The sequence below is a fragment of the Corynebacterium sp. HMSC062A03 genome (assembly GCF_001811145.1).
Lineage (GTDB): Bacteria > Actinomycetota > Actinomycetes > Mycobacteriales > Mycobacteriaceae > Corynebacterium > Corynebacterium aurimucosum.
Genome location: NZ_KV803707.1, coordinates 133,739 through 146,493 on the forward strand (window position 1 = coordinate 133,739; position 12,755 = coordinate 146,493).

Annotated in this window: 8 protein-coding genes and 1 CRISPR repeat array; all 8 genes read left to right on the forward strand. The window is 57.1% G+C overall.

The genetic code is table 11. The features are described 5' to 3' along the window. The first annotated feature begins 59 nt into the window (after positions 1-59). Positions 60-2,870: a CRISPR-associated helicase/endonuclease Cas3 gene (locus tag HMPREF2781_RS11790; RefSeq protein ID WP_049154286.1), complete on the forward strand. Its 2,811-nt coding sequence runs from the start codon at positions 60-62 to the stop codon at positions 2,868-2,870. A 100-nt stretch (positions 2,871-2,970) separates the two neighbouring features. Further along, on the forward strand, positions 2,971-4,716 hold the full coding sequence (gene casA / locus HMPREF2781_RS11795; RefSeq protein WP_070646270.1) for a type I-E CRISPR-associated protein Cse1/CasA: 1,746 nt from the start codon (positions 2,971-2,973) through the stop codon (positions 4,714-4,716). Next, complete coding sequence (gene casB / locus HMPREF2781_RS12370) at positions 4,709-5,377, forward strand: type I-E CRISPR-associated protein Cse2/CasB (RefSeq protein ID WP_080975047.1); 669 nt, start codon at positions 4,709-4,711, stop codon at positions 5,375-5,377. The genes casA and casB overlap by 8 nt, the downstream gene beginning before the upstream one ends. Before the next feature lie 32 nt (positions 5,378-5,409). Further along, positions 5,410-6,564, forward strand: coding sequence for a type I-E CRISPR-associated protein Cas7/Cse4/CasC (cas7e, locus tag HMPREF2781_RS11800; RefSeq protein ID WP_049154290.1), 1,155 nt, complete (start codon positions 5,410-5,412; stop codon positions 6,562-6,564). A gap of 16 nt (positions 6,565-6,580) precedes the next feature. Continuing rightward, positions 6,581-7,297, forward strand: a complete 717-nt coding sequence (cas5e, locus tag HMPREF2781_RS11805; protein ID WP_049154291.1) for a type I-E CRISPR-associated protein Cas5/CasD — start codon at positions 6,581-6,583, stop codon at positions 7,295-7,297. Next, positions 7,294-7,986 carry a type I-E CRISPR-associated protein Cas6/Cse3/CasE gene (cas6e, locus tag HMPREF2781_RS11810; RefSeq protein WP_070646273.1) on the forward strand — a complete coding sequence of 231 codons (693 nt, stop codon included), beginning with the start codon at positions 7,294-7,296 and terminating at the stop codon, positions 7,984-7,986. Before cas5e ends, cas6e begins: the two co-directional genes overlap by 4 nt. Next, positions 7,986-8,924, forward strand: a complete 939-nt coding sequence (gene cas1e, locus HMPREF2781_RS11815; RefSeq protein ID WP_049154295.1) for a type I-E CRISPR-associated endonuclease Cas1e — start codon at positions 7,986-7,988, stop codon at positions 8,922-8,924. The genes cas6e and cas1e overlap by 1 nt, the downstream gene beginning before the upstream one ends. After that, the gene (gene cas2e / locus HMPREF2781_RS12375; RefSeq protein WP_080975048.1) at positions 8,921-9,277 is read left to right on the forward strand and encodes a type I-E CRISPR-associated endoribonuclease Cas2e; all 357 of its coding nucleotides are present in this window, start codon (positions 8,921-8,923) and stop codon (positions 9,275-9,277) included. The genes cas1e and cas2e overlap by 4 nt, the downstream gene beginning before the upstream one ends. An 87-nt stretch (positions 9,278-9,364) precedes the next feature. Beyond that, positions 9,365-12,749: direct repeats of the CRISPR family, unit length 28 nt; unit sequence GTGCTCCCCGCGTAAGCGGGGATGAGCC. Positions 12,750-12,755 lie beyond the last annotated feature (6 nt).

The window sequence follows — 12,755 nt, forward strand, 5'->3', positions numbered from 1 at the left end:
AACTTGCTAATGCTAAGAATGCTATGCTTGTTTTAAACCACTTCTTGTGAAGGATGATCATGGAAAAGACCGCTGGACAGGGGTCGAACTCAAGTTTAATTTCGGACCGGACACATGATTTTTGTCTTAGGGCTGATGGCTGGGCGCGCGAGCGTAGTCCGCAAGCTCAAAGCCTGTGGGCGAAGTCCGGTAACGGCACGGATTTTTTGACGCTGCCGCAGCATATGGTGGACTCGGCATGTGCTGCCTCATTCCTGTTTAACTCCTGGTTGGCTGCTTCTGTGAAGCGCTATCTTTCAGAAGAGCTGGGAGTCGATGAGTCTGGGGTTGAGGCACTGTATGTGTGGCTTGCGGGGGTCCACGATGTGGGAAAGGCAATACGCACGTTCCAGCGCCTACTACTGGAAAGTGATAAAGCGTATCTTGTTCATGCCGTCTCTGATGCAGGTTTAAATATCGAGCTCAGTGTTGATGAGGCAAACTTCGACAAGCTTCCGCATGGCGTTGCATCGGGTGAAATCCTCTCGCAATGGTTATGCGCGCGAGGTGTTCGCCTCCCAAAAGCTAACGCATTGGCGGCAGTGGTTAACGCCCATCACGGCATTGCGAATAAACCTTCTGCACAGGTGCGCGCCCTTATTGAGGATTACCCCGAGCCGTGGAAGAACGTACATATAGAGCTACTTGACGCGATGACGGAGCTTTGCGGTGCTGATTCAGTACTTGAGAACGTCAGTCGGGGTAGAAAGTTGCATCAGGGCGCTGCGGAAATCCTCACTGGGCTCGTGGTGATGGCGGACTGGGTAGCTTCCAACGAAAGTGCGTTCACTCTGTATGTGAGCGGAACGCAGTTGGAACGAGTTGAAGCAGCTGCTGCAGTCATCGACGTAACGATGCCTTGGGAACCTGAAAAAGTGGATTGGCAGGATATCGACGATCACTTTAGGCGGTCGTTTGACTGGCCAGAGGAGTACCGCGCTCGGCCGGTGCAACGTGCTGTCGTAGAAGCAGTGCAACAGCTGAAGGGGCCAATGCTTGTTGTTATTGAGGCCGAAACTGGAGTTGGAAAGACTGAGGCGGCCCTGGCCACCGCCGAGATCCTAGGTGCTGGCAGCGGAGCACAAGGGATCTTCTTTGCTGCGCCGACAATGGCAACGGCCAATGGGTTGTTGGAGCGCACAATCGAATGGGCCTCGAACAACAGCATTGACTCGGTAAGGAGCATGTACCTTGCTCACTCCAAAAACGTGCTCTCGGAGCCGTACCGGCAGCTGAAATTCTCGCAAATTGGCAAGGATTCCGGCGAAGGCGGCGGAGTTATTGCGTCACAATGGATGTCTGGACGCCGTCTGGGGCTGTTGTCCAATTTTGTGGTTGGTACCGTGGACCAAGTTTTGATGATGGCGCTTCAGCAACGCTTCCACATGCTGCGGCACGTGGGGCTGGCGGGAAAGGTCATCATCTTTGACGAGGTGCATTCCTTCGACGTCTACACCAGTGACTACCTCCAAAGAACTATCGAGTGGCTCGGCTACTACGGTGCCAGCGTCATTCTCATGTCAGCGACTCTTCCGCCAGACAAGCGACGTTCACTGGTACAGGCATACTCCTGTGCTTCCTGGTCGGATGAGGAACCTATTGGGTATCCACTGCTAACACTCGCAACTCGGGATTCCGTGGAGTTTCACTCGGTTCCGCCAATGCCAACGAACTTAGAAGCGCGTATCGAGTACCTAGACGATGATGTGGAAAAGCTCGTTACATTTGCGGAGCGGTACCTCGACAAAGGCGGCTGCGCGCTCATTATTTGCAATACGATTGCCCGCGCACAAGAGGCATACCGAGTACTGGAAGATGTTTATGGCAATGATGTCCAGCTACATCATGCTGGTTTCGTTGCGTGGGAGCGCGTAGCGAAGGAAGATGCACTGCGCGAGGAACTCGGACCTGATTCTCACCGGGAGAGTGGACGTCCGTGGCGCAAGATAGTGGTCGCAACCCAAGTTGCCGAGCAAAGTCTCGATATTGATGCTGATGTCCTTGTCACGGATATCGCCCCGATGGATCTCATTATTCAGCGCATTGGACGCTTACATCGCCACACGCGCCCATCAACCGATCGGCCGGAAAAGCTACAACAGCCGCAGGTGATGATTAGGGGAGTTCTCGAGCGCGAGCCAGTTCCCGAGTTCGATTCGGGGGCTGAGTTTATCTACGGCGAAACCTTGCTTCTTTCGACCTACGCGACGCTTCCGGAAGTCTTTCGACGCCCCGATGATATTGAAGGGCTTGTCCGAGCAGCATATGACAAGAACTTCACTCCACCGGTGGAGTGGGAAGAGGCGTGGGAGAAGGCTCGGGAGCAGAACCTGTTTGATGAAGATAGCGCGCACTCGAAATCGTCGACTTTTCGACTGCCTAGCCCTCGGCGACGAACCAGCTATGATGCGCTGTTTTCGCAGCTCGTCAGTGATGACGCAGCATCGGGAGATGAACGCGGTGCTGCTCAAGTCCGAGACGCCGAACCGTCGGTGGAAGTCATTCCTATCAGGAGTACCGAGTACGGGTATCAACCGTGGGGGCTAGAGGAAGAAGCACTCGATGGAGCTGAGTTGTCCTACGATGCCGCGTTCCATTTGGCTTCGAGCACGGTTCGCCTCCCAACCCGTATGACGAGGTGGGAATCTGATTTCGAGGCGGTTATCAGCACTTTGGAAGAAGCTACGCCGGCACAATGGCGTTCTCATTTCCTATTGAGGGGACAACTGGCGTTGCCGTTGGACGAATCTGACACCGCACAACTTGGCCGCTTTACCGTGTCCTATTCCTCCAAGCTGGGAATCGAAATTCTTAGCGACGGGAGAAAGTGAATGTCCGTCGACCTTTGTACTCTGAGGGCACCTCCTCTCAGAGGCTCCTCTACGACAATCAACAACCCACAACAAGACAAAGAAAGGAGGCGAAAGAAGAATGACTGAAATCTCAACGTTTAACCTTCTCAATGAGCCATGGATCAAGTGCATGGATGGTACCAACCAGCCTGTAAATTTGAGCATCCGCGATATCTTTTCTGGCCGCGGTGACGCTTACAAAGTCGTTGGTGACTCACCAACCCAGGATTACGCGGTGCTCCGTGTGCTATTGGCCATTTTTTGGCGGGCGCATGCTCTAGAACTTGTAGAAAGCTACGCGGGCAATAATTGGGAAGACTTTGATTGGCCGGAATGGTTCGATGAACTGCGTGATCAGCTTGTAAACGAGAAGCGCGATGACGCGGTCCTTGACTACCTTGATGGCTTTGAAGATCGGTTTGATCTTCTTTCACCAATTGCTCCCTTCATGCAAGTCGCGGACTTGCATACGAAGTCAGGAGCCACAAAACCTGTATCCTTCATTGTTCCGGAAGCTGCTGACGATTTTTTCACCATGCGTACAGCGGAAGGGCGAGAATCTCTCGCTCTCGATGAGGCCGCTAGATGGCTGATTCATGCGCAGGCATTCGATTACTCGGGAATCAAGTCGGGCGCGGAAGGAGATCCCCGCGTTAAAGGCGGGCGAGGCTACCCCATCGGAACTGGTTGGACCGGACGCACTGGCGGCACGATTGTCCTAGGGGCAGGTGGGATTCTCGAAACCCTGATTCTCAATACTCCTCCATCGGCAGTCTTGGATTCCCAGGAAGGAGGAGCGGTAAGAGCGGATACTCCAGTTTGGGAACGCGAACCTGATACTGCGATGCAGCGGCCGGGATCAAGCGATGACATAGGAGCCGTCCCACACGGTGCGGTTGATCTCGCAACCTGGCAGGCACGGCGTATTCGCCTGTTCTTTGAAGGCGACCGTGCAGTCCAAGTACTGGTATCCAACGGTGACCGTATTCCAGATGCGGGGAAGAACGTCATGGGTGATCCCATGACTCCCTACCGCTACAGCCCGAATCAGTCGAAGAAGGGCATTGACGCTTACTACGCGCGTCCATACGACCCGACGCGGACAATGTGGAGAGCACTTGATGCATTGATCGCATTGGAAGATGATCCCGGATTCGATAACGGCAAGAACAAAGCCCCTAAGCGGCCGAGGAATCTCTCCAACTTGGCAGATCTTGAGGCGGACGGGTACTTGGACAAGAGCCTTCTCGACCTTGCTTTAGTGTCGATGGAGTATGGCCCACAGGAATCGTCTGTAGCCTCGACATTCACCGCTACGATTGGCTTGCCACTCGTCGTTCTGCGTGCTGATGATACGGGCCGGAAGGTGCGCAATGCAGTTCGCACCTCTGCTGAGAAAACCGGAAAAGCAGCTATCAGCCTCGGCTGGTTTGCAGGTCAACTGCTCGTCGCCGCTGGCGGTGACTATGAATTCGGAAGCAATACCGCAGACCGTTTCTATGCTCGCCTTGAGCCGCTCTTCTTGGCGTGGATGGCAGGATTGAACTCCGGCAACGCTGAAACGGAACAGATTGATTGGCAAAAGCAGCTCCGCGAGCAAGTGCTTCGTGACGCTCGCGAACTTCTTCGTGGTGCTGGGACAAAGGCCATCGTGGGCAGGGAAGTCGACGCTGGAGACAGCGGCAAAGGACGAATAGTGTCAGCCGGCTCGCTTTACCGTCAACTGCATCGAAGGCTGGACAAGGACCTTCCATTGACGGTATCTCGCACTACCCCAGGCACAGATACCTCTGAAAAATCACACGAGGATGATTCCGATGACTAACACTCCAACTAGCACTGACTATCCGACCAGGTCGACAGGGCCAACCTTGCGCCCAGCAGTAGCTCGGACTGCGAACGCCCTCCAGTTCGCCATCTTGCGTTCACCAAACCACGCGCAGAGCGCGCAAGCGCGTGCAACTCTTGCGAACCTTCGCAGGTATGCTTCTGTTCCCCTCAAGGACCAACCTCTAGCGCTAGAAGAAGTCTTGTTGAGCCTTTACCCGCCTCTCGGTGAAACGGAGCTTGGCAGAGGAAATGCCCCTTCAGCGTCTGAGTTGGCTGCATTTCATGCGCTCGTCATGTTTGGCATACACATGCAAAGTGCGACGACTGACGCCCACGTTGAAGGTCAAAGCTTTGCTCGTGCATGCGGTCGTTTCTTCGCCCAGAGCGAATCGCAGTCCACAAAACCCCGCTTCGATGCCATGCTCGTTTCACGCGATGAAGCCTCCCGATTGATCCATATCCGCTCGCTCATCACTCTGCTCCGCGGCGCAAAAATTGGCTTTGACTATGGGCAGTTTGCGCAAGACCTCAGAATTCTCAGCGCTCATACTTCTACTCAATCTGATCAGAATCGTCGCCAGGGAGTTCTTTTGAGATGGGGTCGTGATTTTGCCACTGGTGCTTTTACTAAAAGCACGAAATCCACTGAATCGTAAATAACACTCTTGAACTGAAAGGAAAGTTCACCATGTCTCTTGTCATTGATATCCACGCTCTGCAAACGCTGCCGCCATCCTTGATTAACCGCGACGATACGGGTGCACCTAAATCCGCGATCTTTGGTGGAGTCCCGCGCCAGCGCGTGTCCTCCCAGTCTTGGAAGCGTGCAATCCGTAATTACTTTGAAAAGAATGTTGATCCTAAGTCTGTGGGGGCCCGCTCGAAGCGCCTGCCAGAGAAGATTGCCAAGCTGGTTGAGGAACACGAAGGCTGGGATGCCGAGCGCGCAATCAAACAGGTTAGTGACCTCTTCAAGGTTGCAGGAATTTCGACCGAAGTTGATAACAAGCGAATCAAGGAACTAGAAAAGTCCGAAGCCGAGGATAAAGAGGAGCTCCTCAAGGAAGCCCGCTATCCGCGCACCAAATACCTCATTTTCTTGAGCCCGCAGCAGATTGACCGCGCGGTCCAGGCAATCGTCGCTGCAGACGGAGAGAAGATCAAAAAGGCTGAGGCGAAGGAAATTCTCGATACTCAGCACTCGGTTGATATGGCGATGTTTGGTCGCATGATTGCTGATGATGCTGCCTTTAACGTCGATGCCGCAGTGCAGGTTGCTCATGCTCTGGGTATTCACGATAGCGCTCCGGAATTCGACTACTTCACTGCTGTCGATGATCTTGCAGAAGACGGTGAAGAGACAGGTGCTGGGATGATTGGCACGGTACAAATGATGTCTTCCACCCTGTACCGGTTTGCCACGGTAAACGTAGCGGGCCTTAAGGAGAATCTCGACTCCGAGGAGAACGCGAAGCAAGCTGCGGTTCAGTTTGTCGACGCTTTCATCAAGTCCATGCCCACCGGAAAAATCAACACTTTTGCCAACCACACGCTGCCTGAGCTGGTTTATGTCACGGTGCGTGATACACGCCCGGTCAGCCTCGTGACTGCGTTCGAGGAGCCGGTCCAAGCCACCAACGACAAGAATTTGCGCATCGCTGGTGCCGAAGCTCTGGCAAACGAAGAAAGGGAATTTGAGGAGAACTACGGATTGAAGCCACTGGCTGCATTCGTGGTTGGCGTAAGTGAAGCGCGTGTACCGTTCGCTGACATTGCTGAGACCATCACTCTGCCTGAGCTTTCGGAAAGTCTCACCGCAGCGTTGGATTCCTCCCAGTCCTAGTGAAGGGAGCCATCTCATGACATCGAGCTTATTACTGCTACTCAAAGCCCCCTTGCAGTCGTGGGGCAACGAATCACGCTACGCCACGCGAACAACGTCTCAGATTCCATCGAAATCCGGAGTGCTCGGCATGCTCGCCGCCGCCGATGGTCGCCGGCGGACTGACGGCATTGAGGATCTTGCCCGTCTGACCTTCGCTGTGCGAGTCGACCAGTCTGGAAGTCTGCTGCGCGATTACCAGACGGCGCAGGATTGGCAGCGCAATCCCAATGCATCTGCAAAATTAATTACCCGGTATTTCTTGTCCGATGCTGCGTTTGTTGCTGCGATCGAATCTGAAGACCGTGGAATGCTCGAAGGTTTGGCGGAAGCACTACACAAGCCGGCATTTCCGATTTTCTTGGGACGACGGTCATGTCCGGCTCCGCCGAATGTAGTACAGGGTATCGTGGATGATCCTGTGGTTGAGGCGCTCCAAGCGCACTCTACGTGGCATGCCACAAAGGAGTATATGAAGACCTGCGGGGAGAAGGTTGCCTTGCCGATCTATCGCGACGCAAAGCCAGGTGAACTAGGCGAGTCGTTGCAGGATGTTCCCGTCTCCTTCGACCCGAAGCACCGTAAATACTCGTGGCGCACAGTAGTTCAGCGTGAAAGCGCTACGGTGAACAATCCCCTGGATGCTTCGCAGTTGCGACCGGACCCGTTTATGGAAGCGGTGATGAACGCGTGACTACGCTTACTAAGATCTTGATCAACCCACAGTTGCGTCAAGGGCGGAAGCTGCTGACGAACCCACACGCTATGCATGCGGCAGTTAGCGCAGCCTTTCCACCGGATATCGATATCGATGAAGCTCGGTTGCTATGGCGGATTGATCGCAATAGATACGAGAATATTCTTTACATTGTTGGCCCCGAGAAACCGACGGCGTCTGGAATCGTAGAGCAGGCTGGCTTCGACACGCGGCCCGCCCAGTCTCTCGACTACACCCGCCTGTTGGGCTCCTTGCAGAAGGGGCAACGGTGGAGGTTTGAGTTACTTGCAAACCCGACTTATTCGCAGTCCAACAACGGAAAACGCGGCAAAGTTAAAGCTCATGTTTCAGTGGAACACCAGCTTGAGTGGCTTTACACCCGGGCAGAAAAGGCTGGCTTTGCGTTGGCTCCGCGCGACGATGACACGGCGCTTGCCGAAGAACGTGCTCGTTGGTCTGTAGAGGATGAAACCGCCATCGTGGAGAGGCGTACCCTCAATTTCCGTAAAGGTACAAACCGACGCCACATCCGCATCGTAACGGCTCGCTATCGGGGAACCCTAGAGGTCACCGAGCCTCAGTTGCTCCGCTCCACACTCACCCAAGGTATCGGACGTGCTCGTGGTTATGGTTGTGGACTGATGACGTTGGCGGCAGTGTCTTAATGGCTACGCCACATGAGGTCCCTATCGCACGCCAGGCCTTGGCGCGCGTAGGGGACCGTATCAGTTTTCTTTACGCTGAACGCTGTGTCGTGAATCGTGATGGCAATTCGCTCACGATAATGGACCAACGGGGGATTGCTCATCTTCCAGCTACGCAGATTGCGGCACTTCTGTTAGGACCCGGAACAAAAATTACTTACGCCGCGATGTCCCTGCTTGGTGACGCCGGCGTTAGCACCGTCTGGGTAGGAGAGCGCGGTGTCCGGTACTACGCGCATGGTCGTCCGCCAGCAAAATCAAGCCGCATGGCAGAAATTCAAGCGGAGGTAGTCACTCACCAACGTAAGCGATTGGATTGTGCGCGCCGCATGTATTCTATGCGTTTTCCAGGCGAGGATGTGTCGGGTTTGACCATGGCACAGCTACGAGGCCGGGAAGGCGCGAGGATGAAGAAAGTTTACGAAGCGGAATCGAAACGGACCGGCGTTTATTGGAATCGCCGATCCTATGATCCAAATGATTTTGATTCATCGGATCCGATAAACCAGGCGCTTACCGCCGCGAGCGCAGCGCTTTATGGAGTAGCCCATGCTGTAATCGCCGCATTAGGTTTCATTCCAGCCTTAGGCATTATTCATACCGGAACTGATCGTTCTTTTGTTTATGACATCGCAGATCTATATAAGGCAGAAATTTCAATTCCGGCTGCATTCGACACTGTCGCTGCTGCCAAGGGAAAACCATCGGCGGAAGTCCGTCGGCATGTTCGCGATTATGTTGTTTCGCACAGGCTGATGCCTCGCATGGTGAAAGACTTGAAATCGTTGTTCGATATCCCTGATGACGAACTCGTGAGTGATGTTGAACTTATGTTGTGGAGTGAGCTCGAGGTTATTGCTTCAGGCGTGAACTGGTCTGAAGAGGAGACACTTTCATGATCGTTCTCGTCGTTACAGCGTGCCCCGCTGGGCTCCGAGGTGATCTTTCCAAATGGTTGATTGAATTAACTCCTGGAGTGTTTGTAGGTCGCCCTTCAGCAAGAATTCGTGATCTGTTGTGGGAGCGAACAGTAGAACTATGTAAGGACGGAAGAGCACTATTGGTTTATTCAGCAGCCAATGAACAAGGTCTCGAGTTTAGGACTCACCGGCACCATTGGCAGCCAACAGACTTCGATGGAGTCACACTCATGGTTCGTCCCTCTCCTGAACGGAAGATTGTGCAGAGCAGAACTGGATGGTCGCGAGCACGGCAGGTCCGGTCTGCCTATCGCAAACAGAAAGGGAAGTAGAAAGAACTGGGGCACAGCCTATCCCTTGCCTCTGAGAAGTTGTATGTAAACTGAGCTTACGGCTCGATAATGCACTGTTCAGCAAGGGTGCTCCCCGCGTAAGCGGGGATGAGCCCTCTACCCCACGGCGCGGCACCCCTGCCCGCCTGTGCTCCCCGCGTAAGCGGGGATGAGCCCCCGGCCGTATCCGCTCCCCAGTGGCTCGGCCAGTGCTCCCCGCGTAAGCGGGGATGAGCCCGGACGCGCAGTAGCGGACGCAACTGAGGGCTAGTGCTCCCCGCGTAAGCGGGGATGAGCCCAATTGGACCCCGTGGCAGGCTCAGAACTCCCAGTGCTCCCCGCGTAAGCGGGGATGAGCCCTGAACGTGCGCATAAAACGGCGCAGCTGGCTAGTGCTCCCCGCGTAAGCGGGGATGAGCCCGCGCCTCATCCGCCGTGAGCGACGTCCGCTTCGTGCTCCCCGCGTAAGCGGGGATGAGCCGCAGGAGAGAAGTAAATCATGGGTGAGGAAATCGTGCTCCCCGCGTAAGCGGGGATGAGCCCTAGGCTGGCGAGTCTTCTTCAAGAAGGCCGACGTGCTCCCCGCGTAAGCGGGGATGAGCCCCCCTGCTGCGACCTTCCGGGCTGCTTCTTAGAGTGCTCCCCGCGTAAGCGGGGATGAGCCCACCCCAGTATCGCCTCACGGAAACGCAGAGCGGTGCTCCCCGCGTAAGCGGGGATGAGCCCCTGAACGGCGGGGAAATCTCCGTCTGCTATGAGTGCTCCCCGCGTAAGCGGGGATGAGCCGACGACGCTGGAGACTGGGGCGTGCTTGGTGGCGTGCTCCCCGCGTAAGCGGGGATGAGCCCCTATGGGAATCTCGACGCCCATTAGAGACCGAGTGCTCCCCGCGTAAGCGGGGATGAGCCCCGGGGATGTAAACACGCGCACATCCGCGGTTTGTGCTCCCCGCGTAAGCGGGGATGAGCCCTCGTCGGGTTCGCCAGGCCACTGGTGGGTGGGGTGCTCCCCGCGTAAGCGGGGATGAGCCGGCGGGGTTTTGGAGGTCAGCCAGGTGCTTGCCGTGCTCCCCGCGTAAGCGGGGATGAGCCCACGCCCCCACAGAAGACGAGTTAGGCGGCACCGGTGCTCCCCGCGTAAGCGGGGATGAGCCCCCCTTTAAAGGCGACTATCGCACTAATCGAAAGTGCTCCCCGCGTAAGCGGGGATGAGCCGTCGGGCTATTGGATTCGGTAGGTGTGTTTTTCGTGCTCCCCGCGTAAGCGGGGATGAGCCCCAATCGCCATTCCGTAGACTGTGGAGTCGCAGGTGCTCCCCGCGTAAGCGGGGATGAGCCCACCCCATTGCCCAGCGTAAACACGGCTTCTAAGTGCTCCCCGCGTAAGCGGGGATGAGCCCTCAACGCCCTCCTGCTTGGCCCTGACGCAGCTGTGCTCCCCGCGTAAGCGGGGATGAGCCCAGAAAGGGGAATGATGGGTGAGGAGCAGATACGTGCTCCCCGCGTAAGCGGGGATGAGCCGCGACGAGGGCCAGGCCCACGGCGGCGACGATGGTGCTCCCCGCGTAAGCGGGGATGAGCCTTAGAAACTCGCGGCCCGGAGTGGGAAGCGTTCGTGCTCCCCGCGTAAGCGGGGATGAGCCCTCGTCTCCGCCCACGTCACCCTGGAGGAGGCCGTGCTCCCCGCGTAAGCGGGGATGAGCCCCCAAACCCAGGCCCGTTCACCGTGAGCGTGGCGTGCTCCCCGCGTAAGCGGGGATGAGCCGAAAGAGGAGGATTTTCTCATGGCACTTTCCGCGTGCTCCCCGCGTAAGCGGGGATGAGCCGCGGGCTGGGCGGATATTGTTCTCGGCCTTCCAGTGCTCCCCGCGTAAGCGGGGATGAGCCCCCACCACGCATCTGAAAGGACAATCCGATGAAGTGCTCCCCGCGTAAGCGGGGATGAGCCGTAATATCCCCGCCCGGCGTCTCAATGGCGTACGTGCTCCCCGCGTAAGCGGGGATGAGCCCATTGGTGGTGTCACCGGAGTTGCCCATCTGTGGTGCTCCCCGCGTAAGCGGGGATGAGCCGCACAACCCTACTCAACACTGTCACACCATGCAAGTGCTCCCCGCGTAAGCGGGGATGAGCCGACTCCCAGGACGATTAGACGACCCTGAGGGGTGTGCTCCCCGCGTAAGCGGGGATGAGCCCAAACCAGCTCACCCAGGCCACGGTACGAGTGCGTGCTCCCCGCGTAAGCGGGGATGAGCCGGGCCTAACCGACGCCCAAAAAATGCTCCTAGTGTGCTCCCAGCGTAAGCGGGGATGAGCCCACGACGGTCTGGTGGTGCCCTGGGGTGAGGCTGTGCTCCCCGCGTAAGCGGGGATGAGCCACCCATAGGGTGCACCTGGCCTAGAGTTGTCCAGTGCTCCCCGCGTAAGCGGGGATGAGCCCTCATTGTGCGTGGCCCCGCTGGTACCGGTATCGTGCTCCCCGCGTAAGCGGGGATGAGCCCGTTCATAATCATGTGGCCGTGATTGTTGAACTGTGCTCCCCGCGTAAGCGGGGATGAGCCGGTGCGCGAGCGCCCACACGTAAGGTTCAGCACGTGCTCCCCGCGTAAGCGGGGATGAGCCCTGGAAGAGCTGGGCCTAGAGGTCAAGCGCCTAGTGCTCCCCGCGTAAGCGGGGATGAGCCCGCTGGCGTGATTCTAGGGGCTTACCTCTGGTGGTGCTCCCCGCGTAAGCGGGGATGAGCCCAATGAGCGCGGTCGCCAGGCCCGCCAGTACTTGTGCTCCCCGCGTAAGCGGGGATGAGCCCCGTCGCTGGGGGTGAGCGTCGTGGCGCTTAGGGTGCTCCCCGCGTAAGCGGGGATGAGCCCACGGCTGACCGCTCGTTCTATTTGCCACGCACGTGCTCCCCGCGTAAGCGGGGATGAGCCTCGCCTGTCTGAAAGCTTAGACGAACTGATTAAGTGCTCCCCGCGTAAGCGGGGATGAGCCGCGGTCGCGAGCTTAGTACCGGGGGCTAGCTCGGTGCTCCCCGCGTAAGCGGGGATGAGCCGTCAGCGGCGCGTAAAGCTTCCGCTGCCGCCTGGTGCTCCCCGCGTAAGCGGGGATGAGCCCACCATCACGCCACCCCCACCGTGGTTAGATTGGTGCTCCCCGCGTAAGCGGGGATGAGCCCCCGGCTTTCCGCGCTGCTTCAATAAGTGGCCAGTGCTCCCCGCGTAAGCGGGGATGAGCCCGGGTCCCCAACCTGAGCCGAGTGGACTATAAGGTGCTCCCCGCGTAAGCGGGGATGAGCCCCAGTGCCGGTACTCTGTCTCGACACCGAGGAAGTGCTCCCCGCGTAAGCGGGGATGAGCCCGGCCAGGTTGAGGTGAAGTTCCCAGAGGGGCAGTGCTCCCCGCGTAAGTGGGGATGAGCCCGGCACCGTATTACCCCTATGGACACCGCGTGGGTGCTCCCCGCGTAAGCGGGGATGAGCCCCCCGA